At 64.0% G+C, this 16,834-nt stretch carries 15 protein-coding genes; 10 read left to right on the top strand and 5 right to left on the bottom strand.

All coding sequences use genetic code 11. The annotated features are described in order from the left end of the window. The first annotated feature begins 20 nt into the window (after nucleotides 1–20). The 5 genes from ACRQHG_RS05055 to ACRQHG_RS05035 all read left to right on the top strand — a co-directional run bounded on the left by ACRQHG_RS05055 (nucleotide 21) and on the right by ACRQHG_RS05035 (nucleotide 7,991). Nucleotides 21–1,514 carry a CCA tRNA nucleotidyltransferase gene (locus ACRQHG_RS05055; protein WP_087070171.1) on the top strand — a complete coding sequence of 498 codons (1,494 nt, stop codon included), beginning with the start codon at nucleotides 21–23 and terminating at the stop codon, nucleotides 1,512–1,514. After that, nucleotides 1,511–2,809 carry an MFS transporter gene (locus ACRQHG_RS05050; protein WP_435719648.1) on the top strand — a complete coding sequence of 433 codons (1,299 nt, stop codon included), beginning with the start codon at nucleotides 1,511–1,513 and terminating at the stop codon, nucleotides 2,807–2,809. The genes ACRQHG_RS05055 and ACRQHG_RS05050 overlap by 4 nt, the downstream gene beginning before the upstream one ends. A 218-nt stretch (nucleotides 2,810–3,027) precedes the next feature. Continuing rightward, complete coding sequence (locus tag ACRQHG_RS05045) at nucleotides 3,028–4,437, top strand: AI-2E family transporter (RefSeq protein WP_435719646.1); 1,410 nt, start codon at nucleotides 3,028–3,030, stop codon at nucleotides 4,435–4,437. Nucleotides 4,438–4,521: 84 nt separating this feature from the next. After that, a complete protein-coding gene (locus ACRQHG_RS05040; protein ID WP_435719645.1) occupies nucleotides 4,522–6,801 on the top strand; it encodes a transglycosylase domain-containing protein in 2,280 nt (759 codons plus the stop codon). A gap of 89 nt (nucleotides 6,802–6,890) precedes the next feature. Next, nucleotides 6,891–7,991: a hypothetical protein gene (locus ACRQHG_RS05035; protein ID WP_435719644.1), complete on the top strand. Its 1,101-nt coding sequence runs from the start codon at nucleotides 6,891–6,893 to the stop codon at nucleotides 7,989–7,991. Nucleotides 7,992–8,059: 68 nt separating this feature from the next. Here the strand turns inward: ACRQHG_RS05035 and ACRQHG_RS05030 are convergent, their stop codons facing one another. Further along, complete coding sequence (locus ACRQHG_RS05030; RefSeq protein ID WP_284889900.1) at nucleotides 8,060–8,731, bottom strand: TetR/AcrR family transcriptional regulator; 672 nt, start codon at nucleotides 8,729–8,731, stop codon at nucleotides 8,060–8,062. A gap of 299 nt (nucleotides 8,732–9,030) precedes the next feature. On the opposite strand from ACRQHG_RS05030, the gene rpsF reads away from it, so the two are divergent. The 4 genes from rpsF (at nucleotide 9,031) to rplI (ending at nucleotide 10,818) form a co-directional block, all read left to right on the top strand. After that, complete coding sequence (gene rpsF, locus ACRQHG_RS05025; protein WP_026428896.1) at nucleotides 9,031–9,321, top strand: 30S ribosomal protein S6; 291 nt, start codon at nucleotides 9,031–9,033, stop codon at nucleotides 9,319–9,321. A 57-nt stretch (nucleotides 9,322–9,378) separates the two neighbouring features. Next, on the top strand, nucleotides 9,379–9,951 hold the full coding sequence (locus ACRQHG_RS05020; RefSeq protein WP_016442032.1) for a single-stranded DNA-binding protein: 573 nt from the start codon (nucleotides 9,379–9,381) through the stop codon (nucleotides 9,949–9,951). Nucleotides 9,952–10,111: 160 nt separating this feature from the next. Beyond that, entirely contained in the window at nucleotides 10,112–10,351 is a 240-nt protein-coding gene (gene rpsR, locus ACRQHG_RS05015; protein ID WP_016442031.1) for a 30S ribosomal protein S18, read from the top strand. 11 nt (nucleotides 10,352–10,362) lie between these two features. Beyond that, nucleotides 10,363–10,818, top strand: coding sequence for a 50S ribosomal protein L9 (gene rplI / locus ACRQHG_RS05010; RefSeq protein ID WP_016442030.1), 456 nt, complete (start codon nucleotides 10,363–10,365; stop codon nucleotides 10,816–10,818). 97 nt (nucleotides 10,819–10,915) lie between these two features. On the opposite strand, the gene ACRQHG_RS05005 is transcribed toward rplI, so the two are convergent. Next, nucleotides 10,916–12,319, bottom strand: a complete 1,404-nt coding sequence (locus ACRQHG_RS05005; RefSeq protein WP_435719643.1) for an MATE family efflux transporter — start codon at nucleotides 12,317–12,319, stop codon at nucleotides 10,916–10,918. 414 nt (nucleotides 12,320–12,733) lie between these two features. Here ACRQHG_RS05005 and dnaB point away from each other — a divergent pair, with 414 nt between their 5' ends. Beyond that, nucleotides 12,734–14,101 (top strand): replicative DNA helicase, encoded by a 1,368-nt coding sequence (gene dnaB, locus ACRQHG_RS05000; protein WP_026428893.1) that lies wholly within the window; start codon nucleotides 12,734–12,736, stop codon nucleotides 14,099–14,101. Between the two features lie 180 nt (nucleotides 14,102–14,281). Here dnaB and ACRQHG_RS04995 read toward each other — a convergent pair whose 3' ends face one another. From ACRQHG_RS04995 to ACRQHG_RS04985, 3 genes are read right to left on the bottom strand one after another with little or no spacing between them, the layout of a single operon-like run. Next, nucleotides 14,282–15,505 (bottom strand): serine hydrolase domain-containing protein, encoded by a 1,224-nt coding sequence (locus ACRQHG_RS04995; protein ID WP_435719642.1) that lies wholly within the window; start codon nucleotides 15,503–15,505, stop codon nucleotides 14,282–14,284. Further along, a complete protein-coding gene (locus tag ACRQHG_RS04990) occupies nucleotides 15,502–16,224 on the bottom strand; it encodes an HD domain-containing protein (RefSeq protein ID WP_435719641.1) in 723 nt (240 codons plus the stop codon). Before ACRQHG_RS04990 ends, ACRQHG_RS04995 begins: the two co-directional genes overlap by 4 nt. Nucleotides 16,225–16,263: 39 nt before the next feature. Further along, complete coding sequence (locus ACRQHG_RS04985; protein ID WP_026428890.1) at nucleotides 16,264–16,833, bottom strand: YdcF family protein; 570 nt, start codon at nucleotides 16,831–16,833, stop codon at nucleotides 16,264–16,266. Between the last annotated feature and the right edge of the window lies 1 nt (nucleotide 16,834).

The raw sequence follows: 16,834 nt of genomic DNA, 5'->3' as shown, positions 1-16,834 counted from the left end.
CTAACAGTCAGGGCCCCCAGATGTGGCAACCTTTAAGGGTGACCACTTCTCAACAGACTCCGAAGACTCCAACAACGGACGATATGCCTCCGGGCCAGCGCCGCGCCCTCCTGCTCCTGGCAGGCCAGCGCGCCCTGGCGAATATCCCGGACGACATCTTGCAACTAGCTTCTATCTTCTCAGATCACGGCGAAGAATTGGCCCTCGTGGGCGGGCCGGTTCGTGATGCCTTCCTCGGCGCCCCCATTCACGACTTCGATCTCACCACCTCCGCCCGCCCGGAAACCACCGAAAAACTCCTCGCCCAGTGGGGAACCACCTGGGATATCGGCCGGGAATTTGGCACGGTGGGGGCGCGGCGCGGTGATGTCGTCGTCGAAGTAACAACGTACCGCTCCGATACGTACACCATCGGTTCACGCAAACCCGATGTGGATTTTGGTGACAACCTTGAAGGTGACCTCACCCGGCGCGATTTTACCGTGAACGCGATGGCGGTGCGCCTGCCCAGCCTCGAATTGGTGGACCCGTGCGGCGGGGTGGATGACCTCCTCGCCGGGCAATTGCGCACGCCGGTGACCGCGGCGCAGTCTTTCGATGATGATCCGCTGCGGATTATGCGGGCCGCGCGCTTCGCCGCGCAGCTGCGTTTTGACGTGGCTCCCGATGTGCTGCGGGCCATGGCCGATTACGCCGAGCGCTTGGAGATCGTCTCCCAGGAACGCATCCGCGCCGAACTGGAACGCCTCATGACCGCGCCCGCCCCGCGCCGCGGCATTGAGCTGCTGGTCTACACCGGAGTGGCCGAGCGCGTGCTGCCCGAAATCGCGGCGCTCACCGATACCGTGGACGCCCAGCACCGCCACAAGGACGTCTACCAGCACACCCTCCAGGTGGTCGATAACGCGATCGCGCTGGAGGATGAGGAGGTGCCCGGGCCGGATCTCATCCTGCGCCTGGCCGCGCTGTTCCACGATATCGGTAAGCCGGCCACCCGCCGTTTCGAAAGCGATGGTTCGGTCACGTTCCGCCACCACGATGTGGTGGGCGCGAAAATGACGCGCGCGCGCATGCGTGAACTGCGTTTTGATAAAACGACGACGAAAAGCGTGGCGCGGCTGGTCGAGCTGCACCTGCGGGCTTTCGGATTTGGCGAACACGACTGGACCGATAGCGCGGTGCGGCGGTTCGTGCGCGATGCCGGGGAGCTCCTCCCGCGCCTGCTGCGCCTCATCCGCGCCGATATCACCTCCCAGAATCGGCGCCGGGTGGCGCGCCTGCACGCCGCGAATGACGAACTGGAACGCCGCATTATTGAGCTGCGTGAACGCGAGGAACTCGAGGCGGTGCGCCCCGATATTGACGGCACCCGCATTATGGAGTTGCTCGGCCTCGAGCCCGGTCCGCAGGTGGGCAAAGCCCGCCAGTACCTCCTCTCCCTGCGCCTGGACGAAGGCCCGCTGGGTGTGGAGGAAGCCGAAAAGCGTCTGCTGGAATGGTGGGACGCCCAGTGAAACTCGTTGGCGATCTGCGCTCCCTGGCCCGCTCGCGGGGCTTCCTCAAGCTGCTCTCGGTCCGGCTCGTCACCCAGTGCGGGGACGGCATGTTCCAAATCGGCCTGGCCTCGCTTTTCTTCTTCAACCCGGCCGCGAGCGCGGATGTGCACGGGGTGGCCCTGTCCCTCGTGGTGCTGCTGCTGCCCTTCTCCCTGGTGGGGCCTTTTACCGGTCCCTTTATTGACCGGTGGCGCCGCCGCCAAATCCTGGTGTACGGCAACCAGATCCGGGCCGCCCTCACGGCGGCGCTGGTGGTGACCACGCTGGCCAATATTGTGTGGCTGACCTACGTGCTGGCCCTCGTGACCCTCGGGCTCAACCGGATTTTGCTGGCGTGCATGAGCGCGGGGCTGCCGAATGTGGTGGAATCGCGCGAGCGGCTGCTGGTGGCGAATTCCCTGGTGCCGACCCTCGGGGGTGCCTCCACCGCGCTGGGCGCGATTCTGGCCTTCTTCCTGCGGCTGGCCCTGCCCGGGGAGGAAATGCAAAAAGTGGGGGCGCTGGTGTGTGCGCTGGCGCTCTACCTGGGCGGATCGGGGGTGGCGAGCCTGCTGGGGCGCGACGAGCTAGGCCCGCATACCCGCCCGCGCGGTTCTTTCGGCACCGCGCTTTTGGCGGCGGCGCGCGATCTAGTGGCGGCGCTGCGCTACCTCATTGCCCGGCGCACCCCGGCCGCGGCCCTCACCACCATGTCCCTGCATCGTTTCGTCTACGGAATGCAGCTCATCACCATCGTGCTGGCCGGCCGCAACCTCTACGCCGACCCGGCCAACGCCGACGCCGGCATCGCCTATTTCGGGATGCTGCTGGGCATGATGGTGCTCGGGCACGGGGTGTCGATTATCCTCACGCCCCTCGCCCACGAACGCATGAGCCCGAGCTGGTGGGTGGTATGCGCGCTGGTGGGCGGCACCGCCGGCCAGACAATCATCGCGGCCACCACGAACCTGACCTGGGTGATGGCCGGGCTCTTTATTTTCGGGATCGGGGTGCAGGGCGCCAAAATCGCGGTGGATACCATCGTGCAATCCGATACCGCGGATGAGTTCCGCGGCCGCGCCTTCTCCATTTACGACGTGCTGTTCAATATCTCGGAATGCATCGCCGCCGGGGTGGCGATTCTGGTGCTGCCGACCATCGGGTGGTCGCGCGAGGTGCAGCTCGCCCTCATCGTGATGGTGTGGTGCGTGGCCGGCGCGTACGCGCTGTTCGTGCGCGCCAGCGGCGGCCGGCCCGCCCCGGTCACGCCCTAGCCGCGGTGGTTCCGCGCTAACTGCGGTGGTTCCGTTCTAGCTGCCGCGGTTTAGCTCGCGTCGCCGCGTTTGTGGTACGACGCCGCCACCGCGGCCCGCGTGCTCCTTTCCCCGCGGGGCGCGGGAATCCGTGCGAGCCGCGGAAAACTGGCAAGATAAAGACGTACACGACCCGGCGCGCATCCGCCACCGGGACTCCCACCAGGACGGAGGATCCTATGGCCGCCACTCGACCAGGTGATATTCCACGTGATCGCATTGCCCAGGCTATTAACACCCTGCCCACTCAGGTTGCGGGCTCCCGGGCGGGTAGCGATAGCGGTGGCGAGGAGAGCGCGGGAGGGGCGGCGTCGTCGGCCTTGGGCAAGGCAAGCGATACGGAACATTCCGGTGGCGGTGACCACGGCGGCTCCGGGAACTCGGAAGCCAGCCGCGGCGCGGATTCGAGTAGCGGCGGGGATTTCGGGGTGAAGCTGCTGCACGCGGCGGCGCTCCTCACCATCGTATGCGTGGGCCTCTACCTCATTCACGATTTTGTGGGGCCGGTGTTCCTGGCTCTCACTCTGGTGCTGACGGTGCGCCCGGTGCATCGCCTGCTGCTGCGCCATCACGTGCCGCGGTGGCTGTCCGGAACGCTGACCGTCTCCATTATTGTGGTGGTGCTCCTCGCGGTGGTGGGTTTGACGGCGTGGTCGCTGGGCGGGCTGCCGCGCACCCTCATGAGCTACGAAGATAAATTCACCCAGCTTTTCCAGGACACCATGACCTGGCTGGAAAGCCTGGGGCTGAGCACCGATCAGCTCAGCCAGCGCCTGGGCGACGTGCTCAATATGGACACGATTATTTCGCTGCTCAGCCAGGCATCCGGGGCGCTCATGAGCGTGGGCAGCCTCATGTTCGTGCTGGCGCTCGCGATTTTCTTCATCACCATTGACACTCTTTCCGTGCCGGCGCGCGCCCATATTGTGCGTGATCACGACCCGGATCTGTACCGCGCCCTGGCCTCCTTCGAGGGCCGGGTGCGCCAATATTGGCTGGTGGCCACGCTGTTCGGGTTGCTGGTCTCCACCCTCAATTATTTCGTCATGATGTGGCTGGGGATTCCGCTGGCGCTGGCCTGGGCGCTGTGGACCTTCGTCACGAATTACATTCCGAATATTGGTTTTATCCTCGGTGTGATCCCGCCGGCGCTTATGGGGCTGGTGGATAGCGGTCCAGCTACCGCGCTGTGGATTCTGGTGATTTTCACCTTCCTCAATGTCACGATTCAGGGCGTGCTGCAGCCGAAGATCGTGGGGGATGCGGTGGGCTTGTCCACCACCGTGACCTTCCTATCGCTGCTGTTCTGGGCGGTGGTGCTCGGGCCGCTGGGAACGATCCTCGCGGTGCCGCTCACCCTGTTTGTCAAGGCGATTTTCGTGGATTCATCGTCGCGTTCGCGCTGGGTGGAGGCTTTCCTGGTGCCCGAATCGAATGCGAAAACCCGGGCGGAACGCGGCATTTACGATCTTGATGAACCGGTGCGGGAGATCTACCGGGATTTCACCTCGCGGGATTCCGAGGTGCGAACCAAGATGCGGGACCTGCGGAAGATTTCGCGGCGTCGTAAGAAAGGGATCCGCGGGTAGCTTGGACCACGCGGGTTAGCCACGAGCGCGTGACCTGAGGCAGACTAGATACGCGGCGCGACCACGCGCCGGTAGGGAGTAACGATGGCTGGAACGCGAACGGGTCGGACACAGAAGAGGCGCGCACGCAAGCAAACTGGGCGTAACGCCGCTCCCGCGGGGCGCGCCGGCGCGCGTCAGGCCGAGGCTCGCCGGGGCGGCACGCGGCCGGGCGGTACGCGCCGCAAGCGGTCAATATGGAATTACCCGCGCCGCGGCAAGGGGCCGATTCACCGCTGGATTCCCTCGTGGCGTTTCGTGCTCGGGCTGTTCTTCACCCTGGGCTTCGGCGGCCTGGTTGCCCTGGTTACCCTCTATATTTTCCTGCCCGTGCCCAGCCCCGATGATATTGCGACCGCGGAAAAAACCACTCTCTACTACCGCGATGGCAGCACCGAATTGGGCAGCATGTACGAGGTGAACCGCACCCCGGTCCCGCTGGAATCTCTACCGGATTACATAGGGAATGCGGTGGTTGCTTCCGAAGACCGCACCTTCTACTCCAATTCCGGGATTGACCTGGGTGGCATCGCGCGCGCCGTCGTTAATAATATTCGCGGCGGGGCGCGGCAGGGCGGCTCCACCCTCACCCAGCAGTACGTCGAAAATTACTACCTGGGCACCACCACCGATTACATCGGCAAGGTGAAAGAAGCCGTGCTCGCGGTCAAGGTGGACCGCAACTCCTCCAAGCAGGACATTCTGGAAAACTACCTCAATACCATTTACTTCGGGCGCGGGGCCTACGGGATTGAAAGCGCGGCCCAGAACTACTTCGGGATTCCCGCCGCGCAGCTGAGCCTGGACCAGGCCGCGCTGCTCACCGCGGTTATTCCGGCGCCTTCGGCCTGGGATCCGGCGGTGGATCCGGAGCGGGCCGCCCAGCGCTTCGACCGGGTCATTAATCGCATGCTTGAGGACGGCTATATCACCGCCGAGCAGGCCGCGGCCGCCACTATGCCCGCAACCATCGACTACGTTGCCGCCAAACAATTCAGCGGCACGAACGGGTATCTTTTGGCCGCCGCCCAGCAGGAGCTCATTGCCACGGAGAAGTTCACCGAGGACAGCCTCAACCGGGGCGGCTATACGATTGTCACCACAATTGACCCGACCATGCAGCAGGCCGCGGTCGACGTCGTCAATGCGCTCCCCAAGGATCGCCCGGAAAACAATTACGTCGGGATGCTTTCCGCAGATCCGTCCACCGGCGGTATTTACGCGATGTACGCCGGCGCGGACTACCAGGAACGCCAGCGCAATACCGTCACGCAGGATCGCGCCCAGGCCGGATCAACATTCAAACCCTTCGGTGCGCTCGCGGCCCTCAAGCAGGGCAAATCCATCGACGGCACCTATTACAATTCCCCCGCGGAACTAAAAATTGGCGATATCACCATCAGTAATTTCGACGACGCCAATATGGGCACGATCAATATGCGCACCGCCACCGCGAACTCGGTGAATACGTATTACGCGCAGCTCAACGAGGAAGTGGGGCCGCGTAATACCCGCGCCGCCGCGATTGAAGCCGGGATCCCGGAAACTACGCCGGGCCTGGATAATTCCCTCACGAATGTGCTCGGCTCGGCCTCGCCCACCAATAAGGAACTCACCCAGGCCTTCGCCGGTTTCGCGAACCGCGGGGTGAGTGTGCCCCTGCATCTGGTCAGCGAGGTGCGCGACGCGCAGGGCGCCGTGGTGTACCGCGCGGATACCGCCGGCAAGCGGGTGCTTGATCAGCGCGTTGCCGATAATCTCAACGAACTGCTCCAGGAGCCCACCGGCCCGCGCGGGACCGCGGATCGGGCCGGGCGCCTCGGCTTCCAGGTGGCCGGGAAAACCGGCACCTCCACGGATCTGAAATCCGCGTGGTTCGTGGGCTACAACCCGAAGATTATTACCACGGTCAATATGTTCCAGATCGGGCCGAACGGTGAGGAAGAATCGCTGGGCGGCTGGGGCGCCTACCCGTGGGGTATCGGCGGGAACGGCTACCCGGTGGATATGTGGGTGGACTTCATGAAGGCTGTGACGGGCGAGATGGATCTGCCGAAGTTCCCCGAACCGGAACTTATCGGGGACAAGCGCCCCAGCTACCGCCCCACGCGCCCCGAACCGGTGGAAGAAGTAACGACGACGCCAGAACCGAGCGCGGAGCCGACCGAGCAGCCAGCGCCGGCCACCGAGGAGCCGGAGCCCGAACCGAGCGCAACAGTGCCCCCGGAGCTGCGGCCCACCCGGATGCCCGCCCCGCCCACGGAAACCATCCCGCTGCCCACCGAGCCGGCCGAACGCGAGCGCGTTCCCGGTGCGGTTGGGTAAGTGCGGCTAGTGGGGTTCCGGTGCGGGCTAGTGGGCTAGTTCGCTCCGCACTCTCGAAGTGTGACCCACCCGCGTTTTAGACTGGATCCATGAAGATCTATCCCTTCTGGGCGCGGGAAAGCGCCCCGGTATCTACCGCCTCGGGGCCGGCCACGGTGGCGCAATGGGGCTGGTCCGCGAACTCGGAAGAGGAAGCGCGCAAAGTCGCGCGGGCGCGGCTGCATCGCCTTGTTGATCGCATTGCTGAACTCGGTCATTTTCCGCGCGAACGCCAAGCCCGCGCGGAATACTACCCGGGCACCCCGCTGCGCGAAGAAATCCTCGCCGTGCTCAGCGAAGCGAACGGCACCCCCACCAGCGCGATCACTCGGAACCGCTACGGAGCCGAAGTCCTCAACACCTCCGATATCCTCATCGCGGACGTGGATGTTCCCGAATTAGAAGAAGCGGCCCGCGCCCGCGGCCGCGGCCGTAACCTGGCCGGCGCCCGCGCGGCAGGCTCCGGCAAGCCCGGGTTTTTTGCCCGGCTTTTCGGTTTCGGTGCGAAGCAGCAGGAGAGGACTGCCGGCTCCGCTTTCGATCCCGCGCCGGAACCGGCCCGCACACCGCAGCCCGCGCCGACTACCGCGTCGCTCGCCGCACCGGAACCGGATCCCGCTGCCATCCCGGGGCTCATCACCGAAACGGCTCCGGTGCGCCAGTACATGATCGAAGCCGAACTCATCGCCTTCGACCGCATCGAACACTTCGCGCGCCTCAATGCCGCCTGGCCGATTTTCGTCTACCGCACCTTCAAAGGCTTCCGCGTTATCGTGGCGGTGGAGGGCATCGCCGCGGACTCCGGGGAAGCGCAGATGATCCTCAACCAGCTCGGTTCCGACCCGCTTTATATGCGCCTGTGCAAGGTGTACGAATCCTACCGGGCGCGCCTGACCGCCAAACCCTGGCGAGTCGGGATGGCGGCGCCCAGCGTGCGCTGGCCCGAGTACGATGCGTCGTCGGCGCTATGCGATCCGGTTGCGCGCGAGAACATGCAACGGTGGTTGACGCAGTACGACGACGCCCGCGCCGGCCACGCCACCACGCGCTTCCTTGCTGCGTTCGGGCCCGCTCCTACCGGGCGCGCCGCCCAGGTGGTGGAGCTGCACGCGCGCGTGACCGGAGCGGAGTCCGGCTTGCCGCTTGCCTAAGTTGGACCCGTGCTGCTTGGCCTGCTGCTGGCCTAGAGGCGGCCTCCGCCGCTGGTCTGAACGGTGACTTAGAGCTGGAGGGTGCCCGCCCACTGGTTGGCGACGGTATCGAGGTAGCCGAGGTGGTCGTCGAAGAGGCCGGCGTACCTTTCGGTCATCTCCAGGGTGATGGTGCCTACCAGTTCCGTCCACGCGCGGATCACGGAGACGATGAGGCCGTCGGGTAGGTCGCCCAGTTCCGCGTCGAGGGAACCGAAAGTCATGCGGATCCGCCACAGGTCCACCCCGAGCGCGCGGGTTTCCGGGCCGGTCAGGGCCTTGTTACGCCCGCCTTTGGCGATGCGAGCCAATTCGAGGGGCACGCGCAGGGCCGCGGCCGTGGTCATTTCCGGATTGGAAAAATCAATAGCGCTGGCACCGTAAATAAGGGAGAAGCGATTCGGGTAATCGAGGGCCCAGGTGTGGGCGGCGCGCCAGGCTGCCACCCAGCGTTCCCGTCCCGATATTTTCTGGTCCGCTGCCCGGCGCATCGCCCCGGCCAAATCACGGTAGGATTCGGCCGCCAGGGCGGTGAGGAGTTCTTCGCGGGAGCGCACGTGGCGGTAGGGAGCACCCGGGGAAAGCTCAAGGGAGCGAGCAATCGCGCGCATGGAAAGCTGTTCGGCACCGGCGCGGTCAAGCTGCGCGCGGGCCGCATCCAGCAGCTTGTCCCGCGTGGTGGGTGCTTCACCTTCACTCATAGCTCGCTCCTGTGTTTGTGCCCGGTAGGCCGCCTCAATCGCGGTGGAGCGACCTGGGGAGCGACCTAGGGAAAGTCTACCGGTCACCTCCCGGTTTCGGCCGGGATTCTCACGGAAATACGGGCCAAAAGGCGTGGGCCGCTCCATATTTAACCATCTGGAAAACAGTGCCGGCACCGGCTAGACTGAGGGACTGACCTATCTGTTCGCGGGCGCAAGCATGCGAACGGGCGGGTCAACGCATAACCCTTCTGCCGCGGACGGACCGCGGCCGTTTAGACCAGAGGAGGTGGGTAGACATGCGTGAATACGAGATGATGATCATCCTTTCTCCGAACGTTGACGAACGTAATCTGTCGACCAACGTTCAGAAGCTGCTCCAGGTTGTCCCCAATGAGGGCGGCGAACTGGAAAAGGTCGATATTTGGGGCCGCCGGAAGCTTGCTTATGACATTAACAAGCACTCGGAAGGCATTTACGTCGTCGTCGATATGAAGGCGACTCCCGCAACCGCAAGCGAACTTGACCGCCAGCTCAGCCTCAATGAGGATGTGCTCCGCATCAAGCTCCTGCGTCGCGACGAAAAGTAAACGTACCACCAGCGTAAGAACCGAATCTGAGAAAACAACGGGGTAAAAGGAGCGATTATGGCAAACGAACCGGTCATTACGATCGTCGGTAACCTCACCGCCGATCCGGAAATGCGTTTCACGTCAGGTGGTGTGGCGGTCGCGAGCTTCACGGTTGCTTCCACCCCGCGCAAGCGCAATGCCCAAACTGACCAGTGGGAAGATGGCGAGCCAATGTTCGTGCGGTGCTCGGCGTGGCGTGACTACGCGGAGAATGTCGCCGAATCGCTGTCCAAGGGCATGCGCGTGCTGGTAACTGGCCGGCTCACGGTCAATCGTTACCAGACCCAGAACGGGGAACAGCGCGAAGGTCTGGAACTTCAGGTTGATGAAATTGGGCCCTCGCTGCGTTACGCGAAGGCTCAGGTGACCAAAACCAGCGGCGGCGGTAATTACAACCGCGGCAACCAGGGTGGCTACGGCCAGAACCCGGGTGGTCAGGGCGCGCCAAGCGGCCAGGGCGGGCAGGGCTCCTACGGGGGTCAGGCCAGCTACAACGCTCCGCAGGGCGGCTCGGCTTACGATCCGTGGAGCCAGCAGCCGCAAGCCCCGCAGGGCGGTTCCGCTTTCGACGATATGCCCCCGTTCTAAATTTTCATCTAGATTTCCGTTCTAGATTTTCGGGACTACGCACACCCCCATAAGTGACATTTTGACTCGGGCTGCCGCCCCGCAGCGCGCCGCGCAGGAAAAGCGCGGGATTCGCGGGAATTGCGTTAGGCACGAGTCGCAGCAACATTAGGAGAAAACTATGGCGAAGGGACATCTTCGCAAGCCGTTGAAGCGGAAGACCGCTCCGGTGAAGGCCATCAAGGTCGGCAATATTGACTACAAGGACACCGCTACGCTGCGCAAGTTCATTTCGGACCGCGGCAAGATCCGCGCCCGCCGCGTGACCGGTGTCAACGTTCAGGAGCAGCGCAAGATCGCCAAGGCGATTAAGAACGCCCGTGAGATGGCTCTGCTTCCCTACTCGAGCAACGCTCGCTAAGGAGGCACATAATGAAGCTCATTCTTACGCACGACGTCGAACGCCTCGGCACCGCCGGTGATGTTGTCACCGTCAAGGACGGCTACGGTCGTAACTACCTGCTGCCGCGCGGCTACGCCACTCCGTGGACCAAGGGCGCCCAGAAGCAGATCGACCAGATGGCCGAAGCGCGCCGCAAGCGCTCCATCACCGATCTGGAAGCCGCGCACGCGCTGCGCGATGCGCTCAACGAAGCCGTGGTGCAGGTGAAGAAGGCTGCCGGTGAAAACGGCCGCCTCTTCGGCGCGGTGACCTCCAAGGACATCGCCGAAGCCGCCACCGAAACCGTGGGCAAGCCGGTGGACAAGCGTTGGATCACGCTTGCCTCGCCGATCAAGTCCCTGGGCAGCTACACCGCTAAGGTGCGGGTGCATGAGGATGTCACGGCATCCCTCCAGGTGGATGTGCTGCGCGCACCCAAGAAGTAATAGCTGATAGCTAGCTGATCAGCACGCGAAGGCGGGGGAGAACCTTGATGGTCTCCCCCGCCTTTGTGCTGCCCGCGCTAGCTGCGGGGGTACCGCGTTAGCTCCCCAGCTGCACCCACTTGTCCCCGCGTACCCGCAGGTACATGGGTAGCGCCCGGGCGCTCATGCACACCCCGGCATAGCCGATCCACAGCCAGATGAATCCCGTCTGCCCGGATGTCCATTCCAGCAGCCCGAGCACCATCGGCCCGTACAGGGCGAGGGGGATAAACATCATCCACGCCAGTGTTTTAAGGTCGCCCGCGCCAATGAGCACGCCGTCGAGAATAAATGCCACCGAGGCGATGGGGAAAAATACCGCAATGACGAGGAGGCCCCAGAAAGCCAGCCAGCGCACGTCCCCCGCGGTGCTCATGATGCGCACGATCAGCGGCGAGGTTAGAACGGTAGCCGCGCCCAGCACCGCGCCGACGCTCATGCCGCGGCTCAGGCAGCGCCCGAGTACCGTTCGCAGGCGTGATTCGTCGCCGGCCCCGGAGGCTTGGCCCACGAGGATTTGGGCGGCCATGGCGAGGGCGTCCAGCCCGTAGGAGGCGAAATTCCAGATGGTCATGGTGATTTGGTTCGCGGCCAGCGCTTCGGTGCCGAGTTGGGTCGCCCCGGTTATTTGCAGCAGGATCAGGACGCGCAGCACCGCGGAACGCACGATGAGGGGTACGGAATCGTGGAGGGCGCGTAGCACACCCACTCCACGCGGAGCGAGCGGCGCGTGGTGCTCGCGTGCATGATGTACGACGACGCCGGTAAGGACCACGCCCATGACCGTTTGTGCCGCCGCCGTACCGATTCCGGCGCCTGCCAGGCCCAGCCCGGCGGGGTAGATGAAAACGAAGTTGAGGGGAATATTGACGAGTGCCCCGAGCACCGAAACTTTGAAGGGTGTGGTGGTGTTTCCGAGCCCGCGCAGGGTTCCGGTGGCGGCGAGGACGACGAGCATGCCGGGCAGTCCCGCGGCAGAAAAACGCAGGTAGCGTGCCCCTTCGGTGATAACGACTCCCTCGGCGCCGAAAAGCGCGAGGATTTGGGGTGCCCAGATGGCTAAGATCGCTCCGAGTAGCACGCCCAGCGTTCCGGCGAGCCACAGGCCGTCCATGCCCTGGGAGAGGGCGGCTTTCATGCGCCCGGCTCCCACGTAGCGGGCGGTGGCTGAGGTGGTGGCGTAGGCGAGGAAAATGCACAGTCCCACGAGGGTGGTGAGGATGGTGGAGGCGAGGGCGAGGCCGGCGAGCGGCCCGGTGCCCAGGTGGCCGACCATCACGGTATCTGTGGCGACGAGGAGCGGCTCGGCCAGCAGGGAGCCGAGGGAGGGCAGGGCCAGGCGCGCGATCTCGCGGTCAATGGCGTGCTTGGTGGTGGGGGTGTTCTCGCTGCGAGTGCCGGAGTCGGTGGTGCCGGTGTGGTCCCCAGCGGGGCCGTCAGGATGCTTCTCGGGTGTCGTCACGTCCGCTAGCTTAGCCGAGCCCGGGTGAGGCCGCCGGGCGCGGCGGTGCCAGGCAATAACATCCGGAACCGGCGGCGCGCAGCGGCCCCTCACCCCATGGCCGCGACTACTTGAGGAAAGCCTCAACGTGAGTGACGTCACGTAGTTAAGATGTGGAGAACTTTCCCGAACAATATCCACAGTTGTGGACAAACTTGGGGACGGGATGGCGGGGATTTCCCCCACTCCATCCACAGCTGTGGATGAATCTGGGCATAAATGGTGAACAATCCCCAAGCTATCCACAGTTTGTCCACCGGTTATGCACGGATCCACCGGCGTGTTTACACATCCGCACAGGAGAATTAACTTGAAATTCACCTCGTAAACGCGTTACGAAAGCCAGTGGAGAACTATCGCCGAGAAAGGGAAGCTATGTCCGTCGTCAATAACGGTGCGAAGATGCAGGGGTCATCTTTCGAACGTACCCCTCCCCAAAATCTCTCGGCGGAACAATCTGTGTTGGGTGGAATGCTGCTCTCCAAAGATGCCATTGCCGATGTGGTGACGGTGCTGACCGCCGATGATTTTTATCATCCCTCCAATGCCACGGTTTTCACGGTCATCCTGGAGCTTTTCGGGCGCGGCGAGCCGGCCGATGCCATTACCGTAGGTGCGGAACTCAAGAAACGCGGGGATCTTGAGCGGATCGGTGGGCTGCCGTATCTGCACACCCTGGTTGCTTCGGTGCCCACGGCCGCGAATGCCGGTTATTACGCGAATATTGTGCGCGAACAATCCCAGCTGCGCGGCTTGGTGGAAGTGGGTACCCGCATCGCCCAGCTCGGCTACACCACCGACGGTGCGGATGTTATGGGCCTCATTAATATGGCCCAATCGGAGGTGTTTTCCCTCGGGCAATCGCGTGAGGCCACAGATTACGCCACGATGGCGGAAATCGTTCCCGGACTCCTGGACGAACTCGAGAAGAACGCAGAACGCGCGGGCAAATTAGAGGGTGTGGCCACCGGGTTCATTGACCTGGACGCCAAGCTCAACGGCCTGCGTGCCGGGCAGATGATTATTGTGGCGGCCCGCCCGGGCGCTGGTAAGTCCACTCTGGCGATGGATTTTTGCCGGCAGGCAGCCATCCATGATCACCAACCGGTGGTCTACTTCTCCCTGGAAATGAACCGCACGGAACTGTCCATGCGTTTGCTCGCTGCCGAAGCGGGAGTTTTCCAAGATCGCATGATTAAAGGTGAGATGACGCAGCAGGATTGGGACAGGGTCGCCGGCGCCGTCGAACGTATTTCTACCGCGCCGCTTATTGTGGATGACTCGCCGAATCTTACCCTGCCGGAAATCCGCGCGAAATCGCGGCGTCTCAAGCAGCAGCACGATATTCAGATGATCGTGATCGACTACCTCCAGCTCTTGGCTTCGGCCGGGAAAGTTCCCGAATCGCGCCAGCAGGAAGTCTCGGAGTTTTCGCGCTCGATTAAGTTGCTCGCTAAGGAATTGGAAATTCCTATTATTGCGGTGGCGCAGCTCAACCGTGATTCGGAAAAGCGTAATGATAAGCGCCCCCAGGTGGCTGACCTGCGTGAATCAGGTTCGCTGGAGCAGGATGCCGACGTCGTCCTTCTTATCCACCGCGATGATATGTACCACCAGGATTCTGAGAAGGCCGGCCTGGCGGAAGTCATTATTGGCAAGCAGCGTTCCGGGCCTACCGGCACCGTAGAAGTGGCCTTCCAGGGCCATTACGCGCGTTTCGCGAACCTCGCGGACAATAACTAAACGCCAAAGAACCGCGTAGGTGGGCTGAACCGCGGGGGTGGGCTGAAGCGCGGGGGCGCGCTGCCGATATGCAACGCACCCCCGCGCAAAAATACTATTTTCTACCGTCGGCACTTTACCACCGGGCTCTACAGCCCGGCTCTAACGCCGGCGCTCTACCATCAGCACTCTGCCGTGGCTTTACGCCAACTCAAGGCTGTCCCGCACCGCGGCCAGCAGCCGACAGACGCGCGCCTGCGGGAGCGGCTCGGAGGAGAGCTGGTTCTCCACGTAGGAGAAGGAGATGCCGGTGCCCGGGTCCGCGAAGGAAAGGCAGCCGCCGCGCCCGTTGTGCCCGAAGCTGCCGCGGGAGAGCATGGGTTCGCGCTGGCTGCCCAGCTGGAAGACCAGCCCGTAGCGGGAGGTCGAATCGCAGAGCACTTCGTCGAAGCCTTCGGCGCGGGTGGCCGATACCGCGGTAATGAGCTCGGCATCGTAGCGCGCATAGCGCCCATCGCAGAACATCGCGTAGAGGGTCGCCAAGGAGAGCGCGTCGGCATGCCCGTTAATAGAGGGCATTTCCGCATCGAGGAAATGCGGGTCGGTAATGGCCGAATCGGTATCCTTCGGGGATTGGTAGGCGTAGGAGGTTGTGGAGTTCGGGTCGGCCTGGGCCTGGCGCAGCGCCCCGCCCCAGCCTTGGGTGCGCGGGCCCCAGAAATGCTTGGCGATGCGCGAGCGCTCAGATTCGGGGCAGCCGATCCACACGGAAAGGTTGAGGGGCGCCCGGAAGTTTTCTTCCAGGTAGTGCTTGGGGGTGAGGCCGGATACCCGCCGCACCAGCTCCCCGGCCAGATAGCCCATGGAAAGCGCGTGGTAGCCGTGCTTGGTGCCCGGCTCCCAACGCGGGGCCTGGGCGGCGAGCTCGGAGGTAATAAGATCCCAATCGAAGAGCGCGCTCGCGGGCAGGATATGGTCAAAACCGGGCAGGCCGGCGGAGTGGCTGGCCAGCTGGCTCACCCGAATATCTTGCTTGCCGTTGGCGGCAAATTCGGGCCAGTACTCGGCCACGCGCGCGTCCGGATCGATAAGCCCGCGCGCCACGCAGTCCGCGAAGCAGATCCCGGTCAGGCCCTTCGTTTGCGAGAAAATAAGCTGCACCGCGTTATCCGGGTAGGGCGTACGCTCGTTAATAGGGTCTTCAACGACGGCGCCGTCGGCCACGCCGCCCCCGGTATTTGCACCGGCGGGCGGGTTCCAGCCCCCGTAAATATTGACCACGGGTTCGCCGTGCCAGAGCACCGCGATTTGCCCGCCGCGATCCTGGTTGGTGGCAATCGAGGCGGCGAAAGCGTCGACCACCCGTGCGAATTCCGGGGCGTAGGAGCCGCGGATGGAATCGCGCGCCTGCGTGAATGTTGTCATGGATTCCTCCTTGAGTGCGCCGAGGGTACGGACTCTCCCTCGGCAAGGTCCATATACGGGTGCGCGCTGGCTAGCTGCTCACGCATCCGGGAAAAGTAATACTCCTGAAATTCCAGCGCTTCAATCCACAGGCGTTGCGCACTGCGGGTGGCGCAGCGGTAGTGGCGTTCGCGCCCCAGGCGCGCCAGGTATCCGTCAATAAAATCGAGTTGCTCGGGCAGCGGCATGGCGTCCATATTGTGATACAGCAGGGTGTCATGGATGCGGTAGACGCTGAAACGGTCCACGTTATCGCAGTCCCCGACCGACCGCGCCAGCACGCTGGCCTCCGCCGGATATTCGCGCTGGCCGCGATATTCGGGGGAATCTTCGGGATATTCGCTGTGGCCATCGGTATGCATGGCGATGCCTTGGCAGATCTCCACAACCTCCGGTTCCGGCATGCCTAGGCTTTCCAAAAAGGGGCGCACGAGCCGCGCGCCGGCTCGCCCGTGATCTACCGGCCGCGTGGAATCAAATTTCCCGATGTCGTGCAGGAGGCAGGCAATTTCGAGGGTATCTACCGCCAGACCTTCGGACATCGCCACCCCGCGCCCGATGGCCGCGACCCGTAAACAGTGTTCGTAGCGGTAGCGGCGGGCACGCGCGCTGGCCGGGGCGCCTTCCAGGTGCTCGCGCAGGAACGCGAGGGCAGGGCGCAGGTACGGATTCGTTGTCACGTTTCTATTGTGGCACGCCACGCTAGCTCCCTTCCGTACTTAAGTGTTACGACGACGCCGCTTACGCACCCGGCGCGCCACGACCCGTGCCAGGTAAATCCCCACCGCGCCCAATTCCCAGATGAGGGCTTTCGGGGTGGTGGCCGGCGCGAGGCTGGCCCCGCGCATAACCGGGGTGAACCCGAATTTCACCGCGAAGTACCGGGCCCGCGGCACGTGCTGCCAGGAGGTCACGATAACCGCGGCGATGGTGCCATCCGGGAGCAGGCCGGGAACCGGGTCCCGCCCGCGGAGCAGCGCGGCGCAATCTCCCATATTTTCTTCTGTGGTGCGCGAGTGACTTTCCGCGATAAGAGCACTGCGCGGAACCCCGCGGGCGGCGAGCCAGGCGGCCATAACTTGGGCTTCACTGGGCACGCCGGGTGAGGCCCGCCCGCCCGAGCAGATGAGGGCGGGGCGTGCTCCGCGCGAGCGCGCGTAGCGGTATTCGGCCAGGGCCCGCGCGAGGCGGCGCTTCAAACTCCCGCTGGGCAGGTAACCCAGGCGGGTGTGCACGATCCGGCCGCCCAGCACAATAATGACCGGGACGGCCGGATCAATGCCGGGCATG

It is taken from the genome of Actinotignum vesiculae (assembly GCF_051267215.1).
Lineage (GTDB): Bacteria > Actinomycetota > Actinomycetes > Actinomycetales > Actinomycetaceae > Actinotignum > Actinotignum schaalii.
This window is presented reverse-complemented; position numbering and strand designations above follow the sequence as displayed.